Consider the following 23,504-nt stretch of genomic DNA (forward strand, 5'->3'; position numbering starts at 1 on the left):
TTGGGTATCGACTTCACCAGCCGTGGGGTGCCTTCGTACCAGGCGCGTCGTGTTGGGCCATCGATGCCGTCCGCTTTTCGATGGCGCGCACCACTGCGATCATGTCGTCGCTGCCGAAGCCAAGGCCTTCCGTTTCCGCGTAGAGCCTCACGCAGGCGTCCATTTGCGGCACCGCTATGCCCGCTCCCTGGGCCGCTTCAACGATGAGGCGATTGTTCTTCAGAACATCCGAGATACCTGCCTGCCGCGTGAAATCACGACGTACCAGCTTCGCTACCTTGACGCGAGACACATCGCTTGCCATCGGGCCCGCATCGAGGATCGCCGCGAAGCGATCGAGATCGAGGCCGTGGCGATCGGCGAAATGTGCTGCCTCGGCGAGCCCGGTGACCATCGTGATAAGGAAGACGTTGACTGCGAGTTTCATCCGCAGGGCATTGGGTGCCGGACCACATCGAAATACCTGACGACACAGGGGAGCGAGCAGCGGTTCGACCGCTGCAAGGTCGTCCGGCTCGCCAGCGAGCATCCCGACCAGTTCGCCAGCCTCCGCGGGTTTGCGCGAGCCCGAGACGGGCGCTTCGACATAACGCCCGCCTGCGTCGCCGATCGCATTCGCCAGGCCGAGCGAATATTCGGGGCGAAACGTGCCCATCGATACGACCATGCGGCCGGACACACGCTTTGCGAAATCGGGGAACCCGCGCCCCAACACATCATCGGTGGCGGCTTCGTCGGCAAGCATCAGGATCACGGTCTCGCACCGCGCGAAGACGTCGATCAGGTTGGGTACCGCGGTAGCCCCGAGCGCAACGAGTGAGTCACAACGTTCGGCAGAGCGGTTCCATACGATCAGGTCCGTCCCCGCCCGCGCAAGGTTGGAGGCCATCGGCAGTCCCATCGTGCCAAGTCCGACAAAGCCAACCGGTGTCGACGCCGTCATCGTGATGCTTCCCATTTTTTTGGAAGATTAATCCATTCGCATCACCGTCAAGCGCTGCGGTATCAAAAGGCCGAGTGGTGTGGCTGGCCTGTTCGACAGTCGGATAAAATCTCGCCAAGTGAATGAATAAAGACACCCCCGTGATTAAGATCAGACTTTCCCGGGCTGATGACGGTCATCGCGTCATCGACATTTGGCGTAGTGCCGTCGACGCGACGCATGATTTTCTCTCGTCGGAGGATCGCCTCGCCATCGACGACATGGTTTGCGGCTTTCTGCCTCAAGCGCCGCTCTGGCTAGCCGTAGATGGCAATGACAGCCCACTCGCTTTCATGCTCATCGACAACGGACACATGGAAGCACTCTTCGTCGATCCAGCGTTTCATGGCAAGGGTCTAGGCGCTGCGCTCGTGCGTCACGGCCTTGCGATGCACCCGAAACTGACCACCGACGTGAATGAACAGAATGGTCAGGCTATCGGCTTCTACGAAAGCATGGGCTTCCTGCGCGTTGGTCGTTCGCCGGTCGACGGACAAGGCCGGCCTTATCCTCTTATTCACCTCGAATACCGCGATCGCTCGTAACGAGCGGCGGGCAAACGCATTTCGGACATCGGCAGAAGTCGGGAATCCGCAACGGCTGCCATCCGATGACCAAGCCCCTCCAAATAACCCGCGTGGCAGGCGAACGAAAGAAAGGAAGCAACGCTGGCCTGCCGTATGAGCATGATTCTGTCCCAACATTCATCGGTCGGGCCGATGAGGAAGGAGCCGCCCTCGCCGAGAAACAGGACATCGCCGCCGCTTTCCCATAGGAAAGGCAGCGTGTGTTCGACGTACCGATCGAACGCCTGTGAACCGCTGATCGGTGCGGCGGGTGCCAAGTCGGGGTGACTCGAATAATCGGCGACGTCCCTGAACTTCAGTAGATTGAGCATGACCACCGGCCCGGAAAGGCCGCGCTGCACGAACAGCCGTCCGCTTTCCTGGGTGGGTTCGAGATAAGCCATGTGTCTGTTCCTTACAGCGTCGCGTTGGAGGGGCCACTACATGTGCTGCTCGTCGCCCGTGCCGCAGGCAAGACGCAGCGCATAGTCGCGAATGTCATCGGGCCAAGCGGCCATATGCTCTTCAAGTCGCGACTTGTCGTCGGCGAACAGTGCACGCGTCGCTTCTTCATAACCGGGCAAATCACCCGCGATCGCCTGCATGAACCGGTACGCGGCGTCCTGTGCCGCGCGCTTCTGCTGGTGAGGATTCGCTCCCTTGCGAGCATCGTCGACAAGACGCCTTAGCGTCGCCGACGCGCCGCCGGGCTGATCTGCCAGCCATTCCCATTGTTTTGGCAGTAAGGTCACCTCGCGTGCGACGACGCCGAGTTTCGGACGGCCCCGCGTTTTCTGAGTCTCGTCCGGTGTGCTTACATCGGATGCTTCAGGATCTTTAGGAGCGTATCGCCCCACGTAGTGCTTCGGCGGTTCAGAGAGCCGCTCCACGATCTCTACATCGGTCCCTCGCAGGTCGAGATCGACGAGCCGGCCCGTCACGTCGTCGAATACCAGGACGGCATCGGTTCCGCTGTATTGCCTGACGGCGAGAGCCACCTCGGTCAGTGGTCCCGTGAGCAACGCTCTTTGGTCGGCAAACGCGGTGAAAGACTTGGTAACGAAATCAGACATGTCGTACTCGGTCAGATGGACTGCACCAAATATTACCCGGGTTAAATGCAGATCGTCAATTTTATCCGGGTGAATATCTTGAGCCGCACGGGACCCTCTACGGAGTCGCGGCCCGACTTCCACAACCGCCAGACAAAAGCCCTCTAGCCGGCTTGCATGACCTGAGAGTACGAATATATGATTCATATACATTTCATATAGAGCTAAGCTGATGGGCATCGTCAACATCGAGGACGAACTGCACGACCAGGTGCGCAAGGCGAGCACCGTCTCGTGTCGATCGATCAACGCGCAGGCCGCGTTCTGGATACGCATCGGCATGCTGTGTGAAATGAATCCGACCTTGAGTTTCAACGAGATCATCGCCAGCGAACTACAGGCCGCTGGTGTCGTGGCGCAGCCGGTCAGGACAGCGGCACGGTGACCAAAACGCCGGAAGAAATCGCGACGCTGGCGGAATCGGGCCGGCTTTTGGCGGAGGTATTCGAGTACCTCGACCGACTACCGCTGATCGGCATGACGACCATGCAGATCAACGATCTGGTCGATGACTTCATCGTCCACGAACTCGCCGCACGCCCCGCGAGCAAGGGCCAGTACGGATACGCCTACGCAGTCAATGCGTCTCGCAACCAGGTGGTCTGCCACGGTGTTCCATCCACCGCAGACATCCTGCGGGAGGGTGACATAGTCAATTTCGATGTCACGCTGGAAAAGAACGGCTACATCGCCGATTCCAGTAAGACCTATCTGGTGGGCGACGTGCCGCCGCTCGCAAAGCGGCTCGTGCATACGACCTATGAAGCCATGTGGAAAGGTATCCAGACGGTTCGCCCGGGCGCGACACTCGGCGACGTGGGACACGCCATCGAGCGCCACGCGCGCCGCAACGGCTATTCGATCGTCAAGGAATACTGCGGCCACGGCATTGGCCGCGAAATGCACGAGGAACCCCAGGTACTGCACTGGGGCAAGCCGCGCACCGGACTCGTTCTGCGTGAGGGCATGGTATTCACCATCGAGCCCATGCTCAACCAAGGACGGCCCGGCGTTCGCACCGAAGAGGACGGCTGGACCGTCGTCACCCGCGACGGAAAACTCTCAGCCCAGTTCGAACACACCGTGGTGGTTACCGCGAGCGGCGTACGCGTTCTGACGTTACGGGCTGGGGAACAGAGGCCGCGTTAGGCAAGACACGGACGCTTTCAATGCCGGTCTTTAAATATCCGATGCCAAGCGTCGCCGCGGCGTTTATGGATACCGCGCTATGGGGCATTCATGGCGTGCAAGAAGCTTGACGAGAAACGCCTTCACCACAGCTCAGATCAAGTACCGAGCACGGGATTCGTCCATTGAGCAATAAAGTCGGCGATCCTCTCTTCGATACGGCTCTCCACAGTGCGCAAACGCAGAATGGGAATGCCACTTTTCGCCAGGATGCCGTTCTTCAATGCGTCCCGCGCCGCCTGATCGGGCTGATCGTGCGAACCGCCATCGACTTCGATCACTCCCAGTGGAGTCTTGCCCACCTTGAAGTACAGCACGAAATCGCAGCTGGCACGCGCCATGAATGCGCGCTCACGTTGCGAAAAGGTCGTGTTGTTTGGTGATGCAACTTGATCCAGCTTGATTTGGCTATGACACATTAGTGCCTGGCACAATGGATCGGACAGTGCCTCTCGCAGCAGTTGCGCCGTGATTTGCTCGGATCTGTACCGTGAGTCCTCGGGTCGCAAGCGAGCGTTCAAGCGCTCCAGAGCTTGATCATACTCGCGATACAGTAGGTCGAAGGCCGACACCACTGGCGCACGTACGATCTGCTCGTCCTGCGCGTAATACGCGACGTAGCGCATCAACGCCGCGATGTGACCATTGTTGCCGGTAAACACCTCGTCGCCCGTCACCAGCGTAAAGCGGTGCTTGGCCCGCGACACGGCCACGTTGATCATGCGCGGGTCATCGACGAATTCCAGGCGTTTTCGCTCCTGGTTGTAGCGCTTCTTGTCAAGCACCGTGGAGAAGACGATCTCGTCACACTCCCGACCTTGGAACTTGTGCACCGTGTCCTTGACGAAATCCACCGGCAGACGAGTATCGGAGAGTTTTACCTGTGCCCGGAACGGTGCAATGAAACCGCGCCCGTCGCCGTCGAGAGCGACCGGTTCGCCCTCGTCCTCAAGTAGCTTGAGCAGTGAATCGAGCTCCCGTAAGTTGGTGTTCTGGCGGGTGTGGTTCCCCTTGGCGGTTACCACCAGGCGTAGTGGCGCTTCCCCGTTGTCCTCGGTCATAGGCACCAGCGCGTTGTTGTAGAACTGCTGGTTGCAGAACTGAATAATCCTGGGATGACAGCGGTAATGTTCTTTCAGCAGGGTCCGGGGCAGCGCGTCCTTGAATACGCCGATGCATGAATCAAGCAAGCTATAGCGCTCGCAATCATAGGCGTCGTCGGGGGCAGGCAGGCCCAGCACTACGGGAATATGCGCCAACTGGCGATTGTCCCCGACGACGATCAGGTTCTTCGCGCAACCCAGCGCAAGGATGCCCGGCACGATATCTTGCAACGAGGCCTCATCGATGATCACGTAATCGAGGATGGCCCCTGGCGCAATGGAATTGACGATGGAATGCGTGCTGCTACCCAGGATGGGGAAACGCCGTAGGAAGGCATCGAAATGTTGCAGATGCCTGTAGGTCTGGACATCGAAGCTGTCCGATGACAATCCCCGACATTGCAGATACTGCTTCAGATGACGCATCGAAGCTGTCTTCAATGCCTGTAGCGCCGCCTCGAAATTTCCGCGTTTTAACGACTCTTGGCATGCTCGCAGCTCCGCCTCCTTGTCTTTCAACATCTTGTCGTAGAAGTGCATTTGCAGGGCATGAAAAACAGCCAGACGCGCATCACTTTGCGAAAACGGCTTGGTGCGGAAGATCCAAAAATTGAACAGCAGTTCGATGCGGTCCTTGAAGCGGATGCGCTCCTCGCCGAGATGGGCGAGATAGGCCATGAGCTCCGCGGTCTTACGCGGAGACAGTTCGTACTTGTCTAGCGAGGCGGCGTTCTGCGCGCCGCTGTCAACCTGCCACCGCTGGAGATAGCGCCGCTCGAAGGTCAGCTCGTCGATCTCGATCTGCAACAGCGCCGCCCGATTATGATCGTGCAAGTGCTGCTTCACGCGGGCCAACAGGGTTTGAATCTCATCCAAGGTCGGCGCGGGCACGGGCTCGCTCGACGGCCCAGGAGGCAGGTCAGCGAAGAAGTCTTTGCGATTGTCCTGGTTGCCAAGTTTGGCGATCAGGTGGTCCAGGCCGCATTTCTTCAGCTTCTCGTAGACGTTTTCCACCGCCGCATTGTTGTTGGACAACAGTGCCACCGTTTGCCCGCGCAGCAGAATATTGGCAAGGATGTTGAGGATGGTCTGAGTCTTGCCCGTTCCCGGTGGGCCCTCGATCACGCTGACTTGCGCGCTGAAAGCTCGCTCGACCGCTGCAAGCTGACTCTCGTTCAGACCGAATGGATAGATGAGTTCCTTGCCCGGCGTCCGTGTGGCGTTGCGCCCCGTGCAGTAGGCCTGCAAAGCGGTGTCGGCACTGGCAGGAAGTCTTTCCAGTTGACGGACCACGTTTGCAGCGATTTCGCGGTCCGTCTTCGACTCCGCTCGATCCACCCGGGCAGTCGCTACGTCCATGAAATAGCGGAACACCGGGGCATCCTTCATCGCAGTCGGCGCGACAAGGGCGATACCCTCCATATTGTAGACGTAAGGTTTCTCGGTATTCGGGAAGTGCACGACGGCATACCGCTCACCGTATATCGTCGCCTTGGCGATGGGCGTGACGACAGTGCTTCCGGGCTTGCCTAGCAACATCTCGCCCAGTTCGCGAGTGGGGTGCACATGGCATTCGCTGAGCGGGCGAGTGTAGGTTTTCTTGGAGGGGTAATAACAAGTCAGTTGCAGGGCGTCGTATTTGTCGCTCCAATAAATCGCCCAGTCGCTGATCTTCGCGGTCTTGTCCTCGCCCCCAATCTGAATCGAAAACATAAGTCCCTTATGTATACGCGCATGCGATGCGTCCGAGCACTCACGCCGAACCGAACGCTACCAAGTTCTCCGCCTGGGATTATCTTGCCACTATTGCACGAGCGACCGATAGCGGCTCCGTGTATTTGCCCGTCGGCCGACGCTTCCGCCATTGCTCGAAGACGGAACACTGTCGATCCTGGCCTGACCGCGATCAGCCCAACTTGCCAAATGCCGATCGGTGGCTCGATACGACCGCCCCGCCCAACAGATGTTGGCAACTCAATATCGCGCGCTTCGAAGCCACGGGTCATTACACAGTTGCGGGACGTACATTCATATCCTCAAAGGATCCCCTCCTGCGCAGCCTGATACACCGTCCTTACCGTCGGTTGGAAGCCAAGACTTCGCGCAAGCGATCCATCGACGTGCAGGTGCCAGGGGTTTTGCATGGCCTCCGCAGAGTGTTCCATGGGGCGGCCCACGATCGCCGCCAATTCATAGACAGTCGTCGGTGCTTCGTCGGAAAGGTTGACGATTCGGCCGTCGAAGGCTCCGTCGAGCGCCAATGTCATTGCCGTCGCAATATCACGGTGATGGATGGTGCTCATCCGATTGGCAGGATGGAAGCCGAAGGTGGCGAGGTGCTTTGGCAGCATCTCCAGGTGGCCGTCGCCGTCACCGTAAACGAACGGGAACCGCAGGATCGCCCCGTTCAAGCCACTCTCGCGAAGCAGTTTTTCGGCCGCCACCTTGCTAGCTGGGTAGGCCTGCTCAGGCGCGAGGTTGTCGGTCTCCCGACTAGGCCATTGTGCGTTCCGGTTATATACGTTCGATGTGCTCGCCATGACGAAGCGAGCGCCCGGCGCGTGAGCCTGCACGGCGGCAATCAGATGGCGAGTGCCTTCGAGGTTGCTTCGCCAGATCAGATCGGTATCGGGGCTACGAAAGACAGCGGCCAGATGTACGACGGCCGATACATCCCGAACCGCTTCGGAGAGCGTCGAAGGATCGAGGATGTCGCCCGTCACGGCCGTGGCTCCTGCGGGGCAGGTTTTCCCTTTGCGCAGCAGAACGCGACAAGTGAGCCCTGCTTCTACCAGACGCGGAACGAGCCGCTCGCCAACGAGGCCCGTGGCACCCGTTATCAGGATGGTCATCAGCTCATACCTCGCGAAAGCGTCTGCAGCCGCTCGGTCGCCAAGCGAAGGACGCGGATCGTCGTGGCCAGGTCGGCTTCGTCGATGCCGTCGAAAGCCGCTTGGTGAATAAACGAAAGGTCCGGCAACTTGCGCCATAGCGCCGTGCCTGAGCGCGTCAACGTAAGAAGACGCTGGCGTTGGTCATCGCCGTCCGAGGTCTGCTGCACCAACCCTTTGCGGACGAGCGTCGCAACGATCCCGCTCAACGTCGCACGTTCGAGTTCAAGCGCGCGCCCGAGATCGCGCTGTACGACCGGACCTGCGTTTGCGAGATGCCAGAGCACGTACCACTGCGTGGAACCCAAATCGTAGGGTCGCAGCGTGGCGTCCATGAGCGCTCGTCCCGCCAGATAGCATCGTTTCGTCCACGCTCCGATCGTTGGACTTTCGGCGTCTCGTTCGTTCTGCATGGTGCACGCGCCCTATTCGTTCGCTACCTTACCAATATCGCAAGGCAGCGAACGAAATGTCAACAACGAATGTCCCATGCGATTCGGTGGCCTGCGTCGCGCCATTGCCGAACAAGCGATTCGTCTGACGCAAGGCGCTTGTCGTGCGCGATCGTCAGGGCCGCAACTGGGCTTCGATGGCCGCTTTGTCGATCACGGAGAAGACCTCCGCGATCTTCCCTTCCGTCAACCTGTAAAAAGCGTGCTCATGGAAGACCACTCGCCTACCCTCCACGCCCAAACCGAGAAAGTCATGGCTAGGGGTGCAATCGAAGCGAAGCCGAGCGGCGATGTGCTCATCATTCGCCACGACGAGGTCGACGTTGAAATGAAGGTCGGGAATATCGCGGTAATTCTCTTCCAGCATGGCCCGGTAACCGTCCAGGCCTAACGGTCGCCCGTTGTGAACCACATTGGTAGCCACGAAGTTGCCCAGTTCGGTCCAGGTGCGCGCATTCAGACAGTCGATGTATCGTTCGTACATGCCGGCTGCCGCGCGCTCTTTCGATTGACCGTTCATTACCTATCCCACGGCTTTCTGCACTGGCTACGGCATCAGGGCTTGGACGATGTGCACTGGGTGTCCCATTGACTCATCAATTGCTCGGCGCCCTTGAGGTCCGCCAGCAAGTCGGCCGAACGCGATGTCACCACGTCGCGCTCGGCCTCTGTCATCGCAAGAGGACTGCCGGCGACCAGGGCGGGCGAGATGGCGCGTGTCTGGCTTTCCAGCAGGCGCTGACCCTGCTCGGCGATCACGTGCAGCTGCGTATAGATGCCCGCATAACACTGCACTTCCGCATATTCCATGTGTCCAAGCGCCCCGGTATCCCGAGCCGTCGCCCAGGCGCTATCGGATAAAGCCGACCATTCCAGGCGATATTGCAGGCGGCTGTCGCTTGGCACCTCGCGCGATTGGCGAAGCGCCTGCAGCACCTCCAGGTTCGTCTTCATGCGCGACTGATCGGCCTGCACGCTGGCGATGTTCTGTTTCACCAATCCCCGATTCTCGGTGATCTCACGCTCGATGTTTCGTCGGGCTTCGAGCACCAGGGACCGGTGGTGGTAAGCCTCGACCAAGGCTTCCAAACTCAGCGCAATGAGCAGGCCGATGGTGACAATGGCGAGATGGATAAGGAATTGTCGCCACGTGGTGACGGGGTGGTCGGGCGCATGCACGTGCATCGCGTCGTCCTTTAAAACAGCGGGGTCGGGAACCGGTGCCGGCGGCGAAGACGCGGGCGCGGACTCGGGAGCGGGCGGGTCAGGCAGGGTCATAACTGGCCGTAAAGGGCAACCTGCTCGATTCTAGTCCATACCCTGCGGGGGGCGGCAAGATGGTCGGGCGGGCTGAGGCGGCCACACCCTCCCCCCGCCGCTCTATCGACCGCTACGCTTCATAGGAAATGTTGTACGCCTTGCCGATCCGCTCGATACGTGCGAACCCAAGCTCACCGAGATGCATGCCAGCGATAAGAATCCTGTCCGAGCTGACGACGTCCAACAATCGTGAGCGTGTGTCGGCGGAAAGCATCGGATCTTGGTCGAAGGCTATGGATACGTAGGGGCGAGCAATCTGGATCTGGGGGAAATGAACGATATCTCCCCAAACGAGCAGACTGCGATCGTCGGACTCGATGCGATAACCGGAATGTCCCGCGGTATGCCCTGGCAGGGGCATCGCATTGACGCCAGGCAGGACTTCGTTGTCGGTAAACGAACGCATATTCTCCCGGTACGTATCGAATACCCTCCGGGCAAACAGAAAGTTTCCGCGAGCACGCTCACTCGCTCGACTGAGGTTGCCATCGTCGTTCCAAAAAGAAACCTCACGCTGATGGACGACTAACTCCGCATCGGGGAAAACCGCTTCTCCTGACGCGTCGGGTCGTCTGGTCGCGCCGTGGCCAGAAGGAAAAACCCTTTCCAAAACCTTCTGCCTCGTCCTTCCCGAGCCGATTGGATTGAGCAGCGAGCCGGTACAAGCGTTTGCTCAATGGCTGCTCGATGAAGCCAAGAACGGAGCGACGACTGACGCCTAGGCCGTATACGCTCGGCTGCCTTCATTCAAGGTAACACTCGCTCGAAGACTATCGGCGCGCGCGTCAGCCGGGCGCCGGGACAGGCTCAGTGACTCGCAGGTGGTGTCTGCGAAGTTTGTCGGAAAGTGCGGCGGAACCGGTAAACACGTGCCCGTGTAGTCCCGCCTCTCGCGCACCCGCCACGTTCGCTGCAAGATCATCGACAAAAAGCGATTCCGCCGGAGTGAAGCCCAACACATCGATGCACTTAAGGAAAACGTCGGGCGACGGCTTCGCGGCGTGAAAAAGACGCGGACGCGAACACGTTCTTGCCAAAGAGGCCCGCGATCGCTGGGCACAAGTAGCCGATGTTGTCGGACACGAGCTGACTGTTATTGGTCAGCACAGCAATCGCGTACGTCTTGGATACCTCCGCTGCCAGCGCCAGCACCTCAGGGTTGGGAGACATCGCTTCATAGCGCGCCCTTAACCATTCGTCGAGCGACACCGTGCAGCCCAGCAGCGTCTACGACTTCGTCCACTGACCGATTCGACAGCGACGCCAGGCATGAGACACGTCCCGCCCGGTCATAGCGAACCAGGACGTCGTCCATATCGAACAGAACAAGTGAGATGGGCATTCAACAAGACGCTCGGTAAATTATTCCCACTCGGTCGTCAACGAGTCGAGCACGTCGGCGTAATTAAAGAGATTGGCTTTGATCGACATGGGTCTCTAGAGTCGCGTTTACGGTCAGAAGAACACATCTTTTGCCCGCGCAGGTTTACGCGACATCGGTTCATCATCAATCAGCTTCGATCATACTGAACACGGGGGCCGAACTTCAGCCCCTCGCCTCGCACTGTGATTCAGCATACGAGCGTTGCTTTCCACCCATCACGCGATGCGATGTCGAACCCAAGTGGCAGCCTCTTCAACGGAAGACATGACCCGGCACGGGAAATCGCGCTCAATGGCCAAGTGCCGCTGCATCAGAAGCGCGTGCATAGGTCCGTCCGTCAAAAGGGCATCGCAGTAGCCTAACGCGGCGCCGGCATGATGAAAGTCGAATATGTCGTTGGCATTCAGTTTCTGCGTGCGGTTCCAGCGTAGCGCCGCATGCAACAGAGCACCAACTTGCAGCGTGCGCAGAGCCCGCCGACCCACTGGCTTCCGAACTGCTGTCCGTAGCACGCCTAGACACCGCCTCGTCATTCCCTCCCGCTCATCTGCTGAAAGTTGGATGCCAGGGCCAAGCGACTTCACGATCATGTCATGCAGCACCTCGGCGGCGATAGGAGCTGCGAGTTGTAGAACACCATTAATCTCGTCGCGATAGACCTGCGCGAAGCTCTTCATCGACGCAGCATGCGCCGCGTTGTCACGATTCAGCCGATCGGCAATGTCGACGAATGGCGAAGCGAGCGGCCAAGCGTCTCCGATGGTCCCAACCATCGCCGATAAAGAAACCTCCCACATGTGGTCGAAGAACGCCTTCTGAATGACGAGCCGCTCATCCTCTGGGAAGGCTGCGGCCACCGGATGCTGGACACCCAGAATGTACGCGACCTTGGTCCAGACTAAATGTTCCAATGGATGAACGCTGTGCCCAACATTCGCATGGAAGAAATGCGCCACCTCCGTCGCCACGCGCGTCGGTTCGGGGCTAAGCGTGACACCACAGCTCAGCTCGTCAATCAGTTCGGCCGTTGCACCCCGGGTTACTGGGTCCGACTGCTTCATTAGTTCAAGAAACAGTGCATCGCTGATGGGACACACCAACTGGCCGTTGGAGACACCAGCTACGAGAGCATTCAACAGATCCGCCGCGCCCGGTGGGCTCGACGCGAGCGTGCGTGCAGCGCGCAGGTGAATCCAGAAGCACTTGTCGAGATAGATGCGGTCCCGCGCAGCCACCCACTCGCCGAGTTCAATCACGCGGCGTCGCTCGTACTCATCGACTGTAATCGGTGGCGTAGAACGATGGAACGCAAATCGGTCGGTAGCGCGAGGAGACGTCACTGGGTTTCGTGTCCATTTATTGAGGCCCAACGGGCTTCGGGTCAGGCCGACTTTTGTTCAGGAATCTCCGCTACCTCAATCGTGCGGCCAGCGCATCTGCTTGCTCGGCAAACTTCTTCGCATCTGTCTTCCGCAACTGCGCCAGATTGTGCAGTTTCCAGCGGATGCCCGGTAATTGCTCTAGGTGCGCGATGCCAAGCAACGACCACTGCGGCGTACCGGCTGCCAGCGACAGCAAGAAGCGTCTTTCGTTTTCGTCCAAGCCCTGCTGGATTTCGCGCACCATGTTCTCTCGCGCGGCGAGTAGCACATCGAGCGGCACCGGCTCGTCCGTCATGCCTTGGAAGTTGTGCTCGTAGTCGTGGCGGATGTCTCGCAGGGACGTGAACAGCACTTCATGGATCGGCCGGTTGCTGCTCGACAGATAGACCACGAACGCGCGTCGGATACCGGGCGTGATGCCCTCATGCGCAAAGAGCTGCATCACGTCGAACAAGTCGCGCGGGTGCTGCCGATCGAACGCCGCGACCAGCTTGCCGCCATACACGTCCTCCAGCGACACCACTGGGATATCCAGATCGGCCAGCAAAGTGTCACGTGCCGTCGGCGTTAGTGAAGCGCGACGCACCGGCTGCACCGTGCCGCGCATGACGAAGTTGACTTCGACCTTGACCTGAATCGAGCCACGACGCACCAGCAGCTTCGTCTCCCCTGCCGCGGCCGCCGGCGCGTGCGTCTGGAAGCCTCGCTTCTTCAACCGCTCGGCAGCTTGCAGGACGGCCTCGTTGATGCGAGCCAGCGCCTCGTCGCCCGGCAATGTGTAATCGGGAAAGACCAAATCGAGATCGACCGACAAGCGCGGCATGTCGCGCACGAACAGGTTGATCGCAGTGCCACCCTTCAATGCGAACGTGTCGTCCACAAACACCAGTGGCGCCACCTGCGTCAGCAGGCGCGCGGTATCGAGATAGGTCTGATTCATGGCTTGAGCACCAGTAGGCCATTGGCCGATCGGGACACCCAAGGGCGATCACTGCCCGTCGGCAGCGTGGCCGGATCGAGCTTTGCCGCCCAAGGCAACGACGCCTCGCGGCCGAGTTGCAGGCACAGTCGCACGGTCTTGACGTTCGTGCAGTGCTGCAACAACTCGCGCAGCACATCGGCGCGCAGGCTGTACGCGCTTTCAACGATTTCGCGGGCTTCCTGCAAGGGCTGGCGCACCCCGACTTCGCTCAATAGCTCCAGCAAGGCGCGTTCCGGCGCCGACACCTGCGGCGCTCCGCTGCGCTTCTCGAATGGGCCGACATGCAGCAAGGCGGCCGGCTTCTCGTTGAACAGGCGCTTGCGGTGGTACTCGGCCGGGAAGCGTTCGGTGAACCACTCCGGCAGACGGGCCGCCGTCCAACCACACAAATGCAGCACGGGCTGCTGCGACACGTATTGGCGCACCCCGTACCAGTCCAGTGCCGACTTGCCGCCGACGTGCAGCCCCTCGAACCGACGCTGCAACAGCAGCAAGCTGGGATGGAGCGCCAGCATGTCGTTCGGGCGGCCGTACACCCCGCGGGCCAGGCGCGTAAGCCAGCCTGCCCGGACGTAATGGACGGCCAGATCCGCTGAGATGCCCATCGTCGCCAAGTCTTCCGAGGTCAGCGGCGTTCCCGGTGCCAGCCGGGTATAGAGAGCATTTAGTTTGCTTGGATTAGTCGTAGCCATACTACGACTTCTACAACTTTTCCAAGGGCGGGTCAATTTAACATGACGCCTTCAGTCGTAGTTTGAATACGACAATGACAACATATCCAAACGATCGCCCCTAGGAACAGCCGCCCGAAGGACGTCAATTCACTCCCATTCGATCGTCGCCGGCGGCTTCCCCGAAATATCATAAACCACACGAGAAATGCCGCGCAACTCATTGATAATACGGGTCGAGCACTTGTCGAGGAAATCGTACGGGAGGTGCGCCCAATGCGCCGTCATGAAGTCGATGGTTTCCACGGCGCGTAGCGCGATGACCCACTCGTAGGCACGACCGTCGCCGACGACGCCGACCGAGCGCACCGGCAGGAATACCGCGAACGCCTGGCTTACCCGGTCATACAGGCCGTGGTTACGCAGCTCTTCGATGAAGATGGCATCCGCGCGCTGTAGCAGATCGACGTATTCCGGCTTGACCTCGCCGAGCACGCGCACGCCGAGGCCCGGGCCCGGGAACGGATGACGGTAGACCATGTCGCGCGGCAGGCCGAGTTCGACGCCGATGCGGCGCACCTCGTCCTTGAACAGCTCGCGCAGCGGCTCGACCAGCTTGAGCTTCATGTGCTCCGGCAGGCCGCCGACGTTGTGGTGGCTCTTGATGACGTGCGCCTTGCCGGTCTTGCTGCCGGCGGACTCGATCACGTCCGGGTAGATCGTGCCCTGGGCCAGCCACTTCACGCCTTCCAGCTTGGCGGACTCCTCGTCGAACACTTCGACGAACAGGCGGCCGATGACCTTGCGCTTGGCTTCCGGGTCTTCCACGCCTGCGAGCGCATCGAAGAAGCGCTGCTTGGCGTCCACGCGGATCACGTGCACGCCCATGTGCTCGGCCATGGTGGCCATGACCTGATCGCCTTCCTGGTAGCGCAGCAGGCCGGTATCGACGAAGACGCAGGTGAGCTGGTCGCCGATGGCCTTTTCGAGCAAGGCGGCCACGACAGAAGAATCGACACCGCCGCTCAGGCCGAGCAGCACGCGGTCGGTGCCCACTTGGGCGCGCACGCGCTCGACGGCGTCTTCGATGATGTGCGCGGCGTCCCACAGCGTGGCGGAGCCGCAGAGGTCCACCACAAAGCGGCGCAGAAGCTCCATGCCGCGCTTGGTGTGGGTTACTTCCGGGTGGAACTGCAGACCGTAGAAGCGGCGCTGTTCGTCCGCCATCGCAGCGAGCGGCAGGCTGGACGTAGACGCGGTGACCTGGAAGCCCTGCGGGATCGCGGTGACGCGATCGCCGTGCGACATCCACACGCCGAGCGATTCACCATCCTGCACTACGGTGTCGAACAGCGCGCAGCTACCGAAGGTGATCGTCGCCGGACCGAATTCGCGGTGATGACCGGCTTCGACCTTGCCGCCAAGTTGTTCGGCCATCGTCTGCATGCCGTAGCAGATGCCGAGCACCGGCACGCCGAGTTCGAACACGACCTGGGGTGCACGCGGGGAGTCGTCTTCCGTCACCGACTCCGGGCCGCCGGAGAGGATGACGCCACGCGGCGCGAAGCCGCGGATCTCGTCCGGCGCGTGATCCCACGCCCACACTTCGCAATAGACGCCGATCTCGCGGATGCGGCGGGCGATCAGCTGCGTGTACTGCGAGCCAAAGTCGAGGATGAGGATCTTGTCGCTATGGATGTCGGTCATCGTGGCGGCCTGCAGTTTTGATAATCGGCGGGGCCTCGCGCATGCGCGACAGCCCTGAAAAGCAGAACGCCCACTTGCGGCGGGCGTCCTGAGTCACCTGGAACGAGCGCCCGGAGGCGTCAGTCCAGGCGGTAGTTCGGTGCTTCCTTCGTGATCTGGATATCGTGCGGATGCGCTTCGAGCACGCCCGCACCGGTGACCTTCACGAACTGCGCCTTGGCGTGGATCTCTTCGACCGTGGCCGCACCCATGTAACCCATCGAGGCACGCAGGCCGCCGATGAGTTGATGGATGATGTTGCGCAGCTGGCCGCGATACGGCACCCGGCCTTCGATACCCTCCGGCACGAGCTTGTCCGCGTCTGCTTCGTCCTGGAAGTAGCGGTCCTTCGAACCGAGCTGCATGGCGCCAATGGAGCCCATGCCGCGATAGCTCTTGTACGAACGGCCCTGGAACAGTTCGACCTCGCCCGGGGCTTCTTCGGTACCGGCAAACATGGAGCCGAGCATCACGGAGGACGCACCGGCGGCCAACGCCTTCGGGATGTCACCCGAGTAGCGAATGCCGCCGTCGGCGATGAGCGGGATTTCACCCTTCAGTGCGGTGGCGACGAGATCGATGGAGGTGATCTGCGGCACGCCGATGCCGGTGACGATGCGCGTGGTGCAGATTGAACCCGGACCCACGCCGACCTTCACGGCGTCCACGCCGGCATCGAGCAGCGCGCGCGCCGCTTCGCCGGTGACGATGTTGCCCGCGATGACCTGCACCTGCGGGAAGCGCTTCTTCACCCAGGCCGCGCGATCGATCACCGACTGCGAATGACCATGCGCCGTATCGACCACGATCACGTCGACGCCGGCCTCGACCAGCGCTTCGACACGCTGCTCGGTATCGCCAGCCACGCCGACGGCCGCCCCGACCACGAGACGCTCGTGCGAATCCTTGGCGGCGTTGGGGTTGTCGCGGGCTTTCTGGATGTCCTTGACCGTGATCAGGCCGCGCAGCTGGAAGCCGTCGTTGACCACGAGCACCTTTTCAATGCGGTTCTTGTGCAGCAGTTGCAGCACTTCGTCGTGAGTCGCGCCTTCCTTGACGGTGATCAGGCGGTCTTCCCGGGTCATGATGTTGCGGACCGGGTCGTCGTGCTTGCGCTCGAAGCGCAGATCGCGGCTGGTGACGATGCCGACGAGCTTCTCGCCGTCGACTACCGGCACGCCGGAGATGTTGTGCGCGCGGGTGAGCTGGAGCACTTCGCCGATGGACGTATCGGGGCGCACGGTAATCGGGTTGCGAATGACGCCGGCTTCGAACTTCTTGACCAGGCGCACTTCGGCGGCCTGCTGTTCGAACGTCATGTTCTTATGGATGATGCCGATGCCGCCGTTTTGCGCCATGGTGATCGCGAGGCGGGCCTCGGTCACGGTGTCCATGGCAGCGGAAACAATGGGGATATTCAGGCGGAGACCGCGCGTGAAGCGCGTCGAGGTGTCCACATCGCGCGGCATAACCGTGGAGTGGCCGGGAACCAGAAACACGTCGTCGTAAGTGAGTGCCTCGGCAAGGATGCGCATAGCATTAGTCCCGCGAGTAAATCGCGGCATTATAGCGTGCGTTGCAGCAAAACGACAGAGCGCCGAGCCTGTCCCTCCACTCGCGCGTACGTACGACCTGCCCGAACTGTGGGAGCCGCTATAGCGGCGAGAAGCCTACGAAGCGGTTTAGCCGCGCGGTCGGGCAGATTCCCTCGCCGCTATAGCGGCTCTACCTGATTAGCCTACGGTCGCGAGCGATTGTCTATGGCTTCGGCCGCTTCCAACGTGTTTTCCATCAAGGTCGCAACCGTCATCGGACCGACACCGCCGGGTACCGGCGTAATCCACGAGGCGCGTTCCGCTGCCGCCGCGAATTCCACGTCCCCCACCAGCCGGCCGTCCTCGAGGCGGTTGATGCCAACGTCCACCACCACCGCGCCCGGCTTGATCCACTCGCCCTTGACCAGGCCCGGCTTGCCGGCGGCTACGACGAGGATGTCGGCTTGCCCCACGAACCCAGCTAGATCCTGCGTGAACTTGTGGCAGCAAGTGACTGTACTACCGGCAATTAATAGCTCAAGCGCCAAGGGGCGGCCGACGTGGTTGGACACCCCCACGATCACGGCATGCCGGCCGCGGACCGGGTAATCGGTGTGGCCCAGCAGCGTCATCACGCCCTTCGGCGTGCACGGGCGCAGGCCGAACCGACGCAAAGCCAGGCGCCCGACGTTCACCGCCTGGAATCCGTCGACGTCCTTGCCCGGATCGATGCGATCGACCAGCGCGTCCTCGTCGATGTGTTCCGGCAAAGGCGATTGCACGAGGATGCCGTGCACCGCCGGGTCGGCGTTCAAACGATCGATCAGAGCGAACAACTCGTCCTGCGTCGTGGAGGCCGGCAGGTCGTAGCCGAAGGATTCGAAGCCCACCTGCTGGCAGGCGCGACGCTTGTTCTTGACGTAAACGGCGGAAGCCGGATCCTCGCCCACCAGCACCACGGCCAGACCCGGGGGGCGCTTTCCTTCGCCAACGCGCTTGGCGACGCGGCGCGCGATGTGCTCAAGCAGTTCCTGCGCGATGCGCTTGCCGTCGAGAATGCGTGCCGTCATGGGAATTTGCCCTGCGAAAAACGCGGCATTATCGCCGATATCCGGCGCCTGTGCTTCTAGAATGCACGCATGAGCACCGATATTCTGCCCTATCCCACCGGCTTGACTGATGGCGTCGTCGAGCTGCGCGTCCACCGCGACACGGACGCGGCGGCACTCACCGAGGCGGTGCGCGAATCGGTCGATACGGTGGGACGCTGGCAGGACTGGTGCGACCCCGCTTATGACATCGATGACGCGCGCCGCTGGATGGACCTCTGCCGCAAGGACTGGCTGCTGGGCGACGGCTACGAAATGCTGATCGTGGAAGCCGGCAGCGGTCGGTTACTCGGAGGCATGGGCGTGAACCAGCGCAACCGCGAGCAGCGGTTTGCCAACCTCGGTTACTGGGTGCGGGAGTCGGCGCAGCGCCGCGGTATCGCGACCCGCGCCGGGCGCCTGGCCATCGCGTTCGCCTTCGGCACGGTAAAGGTCGAGCGACTGGAAATCGTCGCGGCGCATGACAACCTGCCGAGCCGCCGCACGGCAGAACGACTTGGAGGTAGTTTCGAAGGAATACTTCGTAAGCGACTGGTAATCAAGGGAACGTCAGTCGATGCAGCCATGTATTCGGTGATCCGCGAGGATCTCTAGCTCGCAACTCAACCCGCCGACGAGCACATCCGCTCGATGTCGACGTAACCATCGAAGGTGGCGTCAGGGCCACACCCGGGACAGGCCGGGTCGCGCCGAAGCCTCAGCTCGCGGAACTGCATCGCCAGCGCGTCGTAGGTCAGCAGGCGACCGACCAGTGGCTGACCGACGCCAAGGATCAGCTTCATCGCCTCGGTCGCCTGGACGAGACCGATCAGCCCGGGCAGTACGCCGAGCACACCGGCTTCGCTGCAGTTCGGCGCATCCGCCGCAGCGGGCGGTTGCGGAAACAGGCAGCGGTAACACGGCGAATCGTCGCGACGCGGATCGAACACGCTCACCTGCCCCGTAAAGCGCTCGATGGCGGCGTACACCATCGGCAGCCTGAGTCGCCGCGTCGCGGCCGCCAGAAGGTAGCGCGTGGCGAAGTTGTCCGCGCCGTCGATCACCACGTCGTGCCCCGCGAGCAGCGCCTCAACGTTCTCGGCGCGGAGTCGTTCGACCACCGGCCGAACATGGATCCGCGGATTCAGTGCGGTCAGCGTCATGCGGGCCGATTCGGCCTTGGCCATACCCACCCGCGCATCGGCATGGATCACCTGCCGATGCAGGTTGGAGCGCTCGACCTGGTCGTCGTCGACGATGCTGACGTGGCCTACACCCGCCGCGGCGAGATACAGCAACGCGGGCGCACCGAGGCCACCGGCCCCGACCACCAGCACCTTGGCTGCCGCTAGCTTCGCCTGCCCCGCCGCGCCGATCTGGGGCAACAACATCTGGCGGGCATAACGTTCCGCGGCGTCTGCATCCAGCGCGCCGGTCGAGACCGGCAGGCCGGCCGCCTTCCACGCCGCCATGCCGCCGGCCACCGACGACACCGTGCGGTATCCCATGCGCTGCAGTGCTTCGGCGCCCAAGAGCGAGCGCTGGCCGCTGCCGCAGAGCACGAGGATGTCTCGCTCGCGGTCCGGCTCAGCCTCTTCGATACGAAGTTCGAGGAACCCGCGTGACAGCCCTAGCGCACCGAGCGGCGTGCCTGTGGCGCGCTCGGCCTCTTCGCGGACATCGACGAGCAAGGCGCCGCCCTGCTGTCGGACAAGCGCCTCAGTGGCAGAGATCTCGGGCACGCGCGAGCGCAGATCGGCAAGCCAGCGGTCGCGGTTGAGGTCGTCGGTCATGCGAGGCTCCCCGGCGAGGGCGACGCTTATTTTTCGCGGCGCTTCGCATTGCGGATCATGCGCTGACGGCGGCGCTGCTGGCCTTCCGTCAACACGTTCTTGCGTCCAGCAAACGGATTCTCACCATCGCGGAAGTCGATCCGCACCGGCGTTCCCTCAAGACGGAAGCGCTTGCGGAAGAAGCCTTCCAGATAACGGCGATACGCTGGTGCAATGTGCTTGGTACGGCTGCCATGGATGACGATCGTCGGCGGGTTGGAACCGCCTGGATGCGCGTAACGGAGCTTCGGCGCATGACCGCGAACCAGCGGTGGCTGGTATGCCTCGTAGGCTTTCTCCAGCGTACGAGTCAGCTCGCTGGAACTGAGTTCCTTCGTCGCGGCGGCATGGGCGCGGATCACCGCCTTCATCAGCTCGCGCAGACCGGAGCCGTGCAACGCGGAGATGAACACGGTCTTGGCCCATTCGGCGAACTGCAGGCGGCGCTCAAGCGCCTTCTGCGTCTGCTCGCGCTGGTAGCTGTCCATGCCGTCCCACTTGTTGACAGCGATCACCAGGGCGCGCCCTTCCTCGATGGCATGGCCGATCAAGGTCAGATCCTGGTCTGCCAGGTTCTCACGCGCGTCGATCATCACGATGGTGACTTGCGACGCAGCAATGGACTGCAACGTCTTGATGACACTAAATTTCTCGACCGCCTCTTCCACACGAGCACGGCGCCGCACACCGGCGGTGTCGATCAACGTGTAACGGCGGCCATCCCGCTCGAGCGAGACCCGGATGGGATCGCGGGTGGTGCCCGCGACGTCCGAGACGATAAGGCGATCCTCGCCGAGCAGGCGGTTGATCAAGGTGGACTTGCCCGCATTCGGGCGGCCGACAATGGCCACGCGGATGCCCTGGTCTTCAAGACCCGGATCGTCGTCGCGCTCGTCGGGAAGATACGGCAGCGACTTCGCCACCAGCGTATCGATACCGCGGTTGTGCGCTGCCGACATCGGCAGGGTTTCGGCAATGCCAAAGGACGCGAACTCGCCCAAGGCCAGCGTCTCGTCCACGCCGTCGGTCTTGTTGACCACGACGATGACGGGCTTGCCGCTGCGACGCAGCTCATTGAGGATCGCGGCATCGAGCGGAAGCACGCCGTCGCGCGCGTCCACGACGAAGACCAGCAGGTTCGCTTCGGCGATGGCCGCGCGAACCTGCAGAGCGGTAAGGCCTTCGATACCTTCGTCGCTACCCGACAGACCACCCGTGTCCACGACCACGAAGGGCCGCGGACCGAGGCGACAGACACCGTAGTGTCTGTCGCGGGTGACGCCGGGCATATCGGCGACGAGGGCGTCCCTGCTACGCGTCAGCGCATTGAAGATAGTCGACTTACCGACGTTGGGGCGGCCGACTAGGGCGACGACGGGCAACATGGGAGTGGCATTAATCCTGTGAATCAGTTCGTCGGGATGCGGTAGGCGCCGATATGGCCCTCGACATCCTCGACGTACACGGTATCGCCCACCACAACCGGCTGGGCACGAATGGCTTTCTTGGACAGGCGCTCGCGAGCCACGATCTTGCCGTCGCTATCCGACAGCCAGTGGATGTGACCATCGAGGTCGCCGACCACGATGTAATTGCCCTGCGCGGCCGGACCGGTGAGCCAACGGTGCTTGAGACCGTCCTGCTTCCAGATGTTGGCGCCGCCGGACTTGTCGAAGGCGAACACCTGGGACTGGTCGTCCACGCCATAGACGGCGTTGCCATGCACGTCGAGCGATGTGAAGGTCGAGAACGCATGGTTCCACAGCGGGCGACCGCTGGGACCGTCGATCGCGGTGAGCTGACCGTGATAGGCCGCGCCGTAGAGCGTGCTGCCGTCAAGGACGAGGGCACCGTCCGCGTCGGCCAGGCGATCGATCTCGGTACGGCCCTCGCCCGTGGCGAGCGTCTGCTCCCAGAGCTTCTCGCCGTTGTCGAGACGAATGGCGAGGAGCTTGCCAGCATCGCTGCCCATGAAGACCACACCGTTCGCCACCAGCAGGCGGCCATTGCCGCGCAGGCTGAGGAGCGGCACGATCGACTGGTCGTACACCCAGCGGCGCTCGCCGGACTTGGCGTCGATGCCGTACACGCGACCATCGTTGCAACGGACCACGACGATATCGCCGACGATCACCGGGGCGGTAATCACTTCGGAGGACACCTCGGCCGCCCAGCGGCGCTCGCCATCCTTCGCGTTGATGCCGTACACGTGACCATCGAGGGTACCGATGGCGACGAGATCGCCCGACACGCCCGGGCCACCCGAGAAGCGCGCGTCTTCGCGCTTGGCATCGCCCCAACCGAACCAGCCGTGCTGGCGGGTGCTCTTGGACCACAGCGTCTTGCCCGTGGCCGCATCGAAAGCGGCGATCTTGCCGTCGGTGCTGGCGGCGTAGACCACGCCGTCAACCACGGTCGGGCGCATGCGCACGCCCGACTCAGCAGCGCCGTCACCGATGCTGGACTTCCACAGGCGCTCGACCTTGATGGTCGGTTCGAACTTCTTGTCGAGCGGGGTCGGCGGTTCGACGTTTTCCTTCTTGAACGAATGGCAGCCGGCCAGTACGGCCAGCGACGAAGTCAACGCGATTGCCCAGAAACGTTTCATGCACCCTGCTTCCCGGCCACGGCCAGATCATCGAGTTTGGTTTGGACCACACCGCGTTGCGGTGCGCTGTCACCCATCGCGGCGATCGCCGCCTGATAGGCCTTGCGTGCGTCGTCCGGGCGTCCCAGCTTGACCAGCGCGTCACCGCGGAGTTCCTGCGAGAGCGCGACGAACGACTTGCCCTGGATCGCATCGAGCGCAGCAATGGCGTCCTGCGGTTTGCCCTGGGCGTACTTGAGTTGTGCAGCACGGATCTCGACCAGCGTCTTCAGGGTCTCGTCCTTGGTATGGGCCTTGGCCCAGTCCAGGTCACCCGATGCCTTGTCGAGCTGGCCCGCCAGCACATTGCGCTGGGCGCGCTCGCCTGCGGCGAACACGGACCACGCGGTGTCCGAGTAATCCTTCAGCAGCGTCTCGGTGCGCATGTCGATCTCGTTGGTGCGGCTTTGTGCCACCGCAGCCTGGAGCGCCGAGTATTCGGTTGCGGCAGCCTGCTCGTGGTTGGCGCGGTGCGCCTTCCACTGTTGCCAGCCGAAGATCAGCACCAGCCCAAGGCCGATGCCGACGGCGATGGAGACGCCGTTCTTGCGCAACCACTGCTGGACGCGCTCGCCCTGTTCGTAATCGTCGTATACGTCGAATGCCATGCAATCACCCGCTGC

At 61.8% G+C, this 23,504-nt stretch carries 25 protein-coding genes; 4 read left to right on the plus strand and 21 right to left on the minus strand.

Features of this window, described 5'->3' with window-relative positions; genetic code table 11:
• Positions 1-13: 13 nt before the first annotated feature.
• The gene (locus IM816_RS09495) at positions 14-958 is read right to left on the minus strand and encodes an NAD(P)-dependent oxidoreductase (protein WP_345779944.1); all 945 of its coding nucleotides are present in this window, start codon (positions 956-958) and stop codon (positions 14-16) included.
• A 125-nt stretch (positions 959-1,083) separates the two neighbouring features.
• Between IM816_RS09495 and IM816_RS09500 the strand changes: the two genes are divergently transcribed.
• Positions 1,084-1,527 (plus strand): acetyltransferase, encoded by a 444-nt coding sequence (locus IM816_RS09500; RefSeq protein ID WP_345779969.1) that lies wholly within the window; start codon positions 1,084-1,086, stop codon positions 1,525-1,527.
• Here IM816_RS09500 and IM816_RS09505 read toward each other — a convergent pair.
• Both IM816_RS09505 and IM816_RS09510 read right to left on the minus strand, forming a co-directional pair.
• Positions 1,500-1,952 carry a DUF1330 domain-containing protein gene (locus IM816_RS09505; protein ID WP_250337875.1) on the minus strand — a complete coding sequence of 151 codons (453 nt, stop codon included), beginning with the start codon at positions 1,950-1,952 and terminating at the stop codon, positions 1,500-1,502. The genes IM816_RS09500 and IM816_RS09505 overlap by 28 nt on opposite strands.
• Positions 1,953-1,988: 36 nt before the next feature.
• On the minus strand, positions 1,989-2,621 hold the full coding sequence (locus IM816_RS09510; RefSeq protein ID WP_250337876.1) for a DUF2239 family protein: 633 nt from the start codon (positions 2,619-2,621) through the stop codon (positions 1,989-1,991).
• Between the two features lie 211 nt (positions 2,622-2,832).
• Here IM816_RS09510 and IM816_RS09515 point away from each other — a divergent pair, with 211 nt between their 5' ends.
• Entirely contained in the window at positions 2,833-3,045 is a 213-nt protein-coding gene (locus tag IM816_RS09515; RefSeq protein ID WP_250337877.1) for a ParD-like family protein, read from the plus strand.
• Positions 3,042-3,809, plus strand: a complete 768-nt coding sequence (gene map, locus IM816_RS09520) for a type I methionyl aminopeptidase (protein ID WP_250337878.1) — start codon at positions 3,042-3,044, stop codon at positions 3,807-3,809. Before IM816_RS09515 ends, map begins: the two co-directional genes overlap by 4 nt.
• A 137-nt stretch (positions 3,810-3,946) precedes the next feature.
• Here map and IM816_RS09525 read toward each other — a convergent pair whose 3' ends face one another.
• From IM816_RS09525 to folD, 14 genes are all read right to left on the minus strand, one after another.
• Positions 3,947-6,664, minus strand: a complete 2,718-nt coding sequence (locus tag IM816_RS09525; protein ID WP_250337879.1) for an AAA domain-containing protein — start codon at positions 6,662-6,664, stop codon at positions 3,947-3,949.
• 323 nt (positions 6,665-6,987) lie between these two features.
• Positions 6,988-7,803, minus strand: coding sequence for an NAD-dependent epimerase/dehydratase family protein (locus tag IM816_RS09530; RefSeq protein ID WP_250337880.1), 816 nt, complete (start codon positions 7,801-7,803; stop codon positions 6,988-6,990).
• Positions 7,803-8,177 (minus strand): MarR family winged helix-turn-helix transcriptional regulator, encoded by a 375-nt coding sequence (locus IM816_RS09535; RefSeq protein ID WP_250337881.1) that lies wholly within the window; start codon positions 8,175-8,177, stop codon positions 7,803-7,805. The genes IM816_RS09530 and IM816_RS09535 overlap by 1 nt, the downstream gene beginning before the upstream one ends.
• 232 nt (positions 8,178-8,409) lie before the next feature.
• The gene (locus tag IM816_RS09540) at positions 8,410-8,814 is read right to left on the minus strand and encodes an ester cyclase (protein WP_250337882.1); all 405 of its coding nucleotides are present in this window, start codon (positions 8,812-8,814) and stop codon (positions 8,410-8,412) included.
• 35 nt (positions 8,815-8,849) lie between these two features.
• The gene (locus IM816_RS09545; RefSeq protein ID WP_250337883.1) at positions 8,850-9,479 is read right to left on the minus strand and encodes a hypothetical protein; all 630 of its coding nucleotides are present in this window, start codon (positions 9,477-9,479) and stop codon (positions 8,850-8,852) included.
• A 205-nt stretch (positions 9,480-9,684) separates the two neighbouring features.
• Positions 9,685-10,224 (minus strand): MBL fold metallo-hydrolase, encoded by a 540-nt coding sequence (locus IM816_RS09550; RefSeq protein ID WP_250337884.1) that lies wholly within the window; start codon positions 10,222-10,224, stop codon positions 9,685-9,687.
• A gap of 175 nt (positions 10,225-10,399) precedes the next feature.
• Positions 10,400-10,573 carry an HAD family hydrolase gene (locus tag IM816_RS18875; protein WP_425602572.1) on the minus strand — a complete coding sequence of 58 codons (174 nt, stop codon included), beginning with the start codon at positions 10,571-10,573 and terminating at the stop codon, positions 10,400-10,402.
• 10 nt (positions 10,574-10,583) lie between these two features.
• Positions 10,584-10,823: an HAD family hydrolase gene (locus tag IM816_RS09555; RefSeq protein WP_250337885.1), complete on the minus strand. Its 240-nt coding sequence runs from the start codon at positions 10,821-10,823 to the stop codon at positions 10,584-10,586.
• 390 nt (positions 10,824-11,213) lie between these two features.
• A complete protein-coding gene (locus tag IM816_RS09560) occupies positions 11,214-12,254 on the minus strand; it encodes a hypothetical protein (RefSeq protein WP_250337886.1) in 1,041 nt (346 codons plus the stop codon).
• 154 nt (positions 12,255-12,408) lie between these two features.
• Complete coding sequence (locus tag IM816_RS09565) at positions 12,409-13,320, minus strand: nucleotidyl transferase AbiEii/AbiGii toxin family protein (RefSeq protein WP_250337887.1); 912 nt, start codon at positions 13,318-13,320, stop codon at positions 12,409-12,411.
• Positions 13,317-14,054 (minus strand): type IV toxin-antitoxin system AbiEi family antitoxin, encoded by a 738-nt coding sequence (locus IM816_RS09570; RefSeq protein ID WP_250337888.1) that lies wholly within the window; start codon positions 14,052-14,054, stop codon positions 13,317-13,319. Before IM816_RS09570 ends, IM816_RS09565 begins: the two co-directional genes overlap by 4 nt.
• Before the next feature lie 129 nt (positions 14,055-14,183).
• Positions 14,184-15,740, minus strand: coding sequence for a glutamine-hydrolyzing GMP synthase (guaA, locus tag IM816_RS09575; RefSeq protein ID WP_250337889.1), 1,557 nt, complete (start codon positions 15,738-15,740; stop codon positions 14,184-14,186).
• 119 nt (positions 15,741-15,859) lie between these two features.
• Positions 15,860-17,314, minus strand: coding sequence for an IMP dehydrogenase (gene guaB, locus IM816_RS09580; protein ID WP_072321041.1), 1,455 nt, complete (start codon positions 17,312-17,314; stop codon positions 15,860-15,862).
• Positions 17,315-17,517: 203 nt separating this feature from the next.
• Positions 17,518-18,384 (minus strand): bifunctional methylenetetrahydrofolate dehydrogenase/methenyltetrahydrofolate cyclohydrolase FolD, encoded by an 867-nt coding sequence (gene folD, locus IM816_RS09585; RefSeq protein ID WP_250337890.1) that lies wholly within the window; start codon positions 18,382-18,384, stop codon positions 17,518-17,520.
• A gap of 69 nt (positions 18,385-18,453) precedes the next feature.
• Between folD and IM816_RS09590 the strand changes: the two genes are divergently transcribed.
• The gene (locus IM816_RS09590; RefSeq protein WP_250337891.1) at positions 18,454-19,017 is read left to right on the plus strand and encodes a GNAT family N-acetyltransferase; all 564 of its coding nucleotides are present in this window, start codon (positions 18,454-18,456) and stop codon (positions 19,015-19,017) included.
• A gap of 8 nt (positions 19,018-19,025) precedes the next feature.
• On the opposite strand, the gene moeB is transcribed toward IM816_RS09590, so the two are convergent.
• The 4 genes from moeB to IM816_RS09610 are packed head-to-tail and all read right to left on the minus strand — an operon-like array spanning position 19,026 to position 23,489.
• Complete coding sequence (gene moeB / locus IM816_RS09595; protein WP_250337892.1) at positions 19,026-20,195, minus strand: molybdopterin-synthase adenylyltransferase MoeB; 1,170 nt, start codon at positions 20,193-20,195, stop codon at positions 19,026-19,028.
• A gap of 26 nt (positions 20,196-20,221) precedes the next feature.
• The gene (der, locus tag IM816_RS09600; protein WP_250337893.1) at positions 20,222-21,619 is read right to left on the minus strand and encodes a ribosome biogenesis GTPase Der; all 1,398 of its coding nucleotides are present in this window, start codon (positions 21,617-21,619) and stop codon (positions 20,222-20,224) included.
• A gap of 23 nt (positions 21,620-21,642) precedes the next feature.
• The gene (bamB, locus tag IM816_RS09605; protein WP_250337894.1) at positions 21,643-22,842 is read right to left on the minus strand and encodes an outer membrane protein assembly factor BamB; all 1,200 of its coding nucleotides are present in this window, start codon (positions 22,840-22,842) and stop codon (positions 21,643-21,645) included.
• Positions 22,839-23,489, minus strand: coding sequence for a YfgM family protein (locus IM816_RS09610; RefSeq protein ID WP_250337895.1), 651 nt, complete (start codon positions 23,487-23,489; stop codon positions 22,839-22,841). The genes bamB and IM816_RS09610 overlap by 4 nt, the downstream gene beginning before the upstream one ends.
• Between the last annotated feature and the right edge of the window lie 15 nt (positions 23,490-23,504).

It is taken from the genome of Luteibacter flocculans (genome assembly GCF_023612255.1).
Taxonomy (GTDB): domain Bacteria; phylum Pseudomonadota; class Gammaproteobacteria; order Xanthomonadales; family Rhodanobacteraceae; genus Luteibacter; species Luteibacter flocculans.

What these genes read in the sequence shown, in the direction of transcription:
- IM816_RS09535 (WP_250337881.1), bottom strand. Translation starts at nt 8,177, where the DNA reads ATGGACGCCACGCTGCGACCCTACGATTTGGGTTCCACGCAGTGGTAC.
- der (WP_250337893.1), bottom strand. Translation starts at nt 21,619, where the DNA reads ATGTTGCCCGTCGTCGCCCTAGTCGGCCGCCCCAACGTCGGTAAGTCG.
- guaA (WP_250337889.1), bottom strand. Translation starts at nt 15,740, where the DNA reads ATGACCGACATCCATAGCGACAAGATCCTCATCCTCGACTTTGGCTCG.
- IM816_RS09590 (WP_250337891.1), top strand. Translation starts at nt 18,454, where the DNA reads ATGAGCACCGATATTCTGCCCTATCCCACCGGCTTGACTGATGGCGTC.
- IM816_RS09530 (WP_250337880.1), bottom strand. Translation starts at nt 7,803, where the DNA reads ATGACCATCCTGATAACGGGTGCCACGGGCCTCGTTGGCGAGCGGCTC.
- IM816_RS09610 (WP_250337895.1), bottom strand. Translation starts at nt 23,489, where the DNA reads ATGGCATTCGACGTATACGACGATTACGAACAGGGCGAGCGCGTCCAG.
- bamB (WP_250337894.1), bottom strand. Translation starts at nt 22,842, where the DNA reads ATGAAACGTTTCTGGGCAATCGCGTTGACTTCGTCGCTGGCCGTACTG.
- IM816_RS09505 (WP_250337875.1), bottom strand. Translation starts at nt 1,952, where the DNA reads ATGGCTTATCTCGAACCCACCCAGGAAAGCGGACGGCTGTTCGTGCAG.
- IM816_RS09515 (WP_250337877.1), top strand. Translation starts at nt 2,833, where the DNA reads ATGGGCATCGTCAACATCGAGGACGAACTGCACGACCAGGTGCGCAAG.
- IM816_RS09525 (WP_250337879.1), bottom strand. Translation starts at nt 6,664, where the DNA reads ATGTTTTCGATTCAGATTGGGGGCGAGGACAAGACCGCGAAGATCAGC.
- IM816_RS09495 (WP_345779944.1), bottom strand. Translation starts at nt 958, where the DNA reads ATGGGAAGCATCACGATGACGGCGTCGACACCGGTTGGCTTTGTCGGA.
- moeB (WP_250337892.1), bottom strand. Translation starts at nt 20,195, where the DNA reads ATGACCGACGACCTCAACCGCGACCGCTGGCTTGCCGATCTGCGCTCG.
- IM816_RS09540 (WP_250337882.1), bottom strand. Translation starts at nt 8,814, where the DNA reads ATGAACGGTCAATCGAAAGAGCGCGCGGCAGCCGGCATGTACGAACGA.
- IM816_RS09565 (WP_250337887.1), bottom strand. Translation starts at nt 13,320, where the DNA reads ATGAATCAGACCTATCTCGATACCGCGCGCCTGCTGACGCAGGTGGCG.
- IM816_RS09510 (WP_250337876.1), bottom strand. Translation starts at nt 2,621, where the DNA reads ATGTCTGATTTCGTTACCAAGTCTTTCACCGCGTTTGCCGACCAAAGA.
- IM816_RS09545 (WP_250337883.1), bottom strand. Translation starts at nt 9,479, where the DNA reads ATGCACGTGCATGCGCCCGACCACCCCGTCACCACGTGGCGACAATTC.
- IM816_RS09570 (WP_250337888.1), bottom strand. Translation starts at nt 14,054, where the DNA reads ATGGCTACGACTAATCCAAGCAAACTAAATGCTCTCTATACCCGGCTG.
- folD (WP_250337890.1), bottom strand. Translation starts at nt 18,384, where the DNA reads ATGACGGCACGCATTCTCGACGGCAAGCGCATCGCGCAGGAACTGCTT.
- guaB (WP_072321041.1), bottom strand. Translation starts at nt 17,314, where the DNA reads ATGCGCATCCTTGCCGAGGCACTCACTTACGACGACGTGTTTCTGGTT.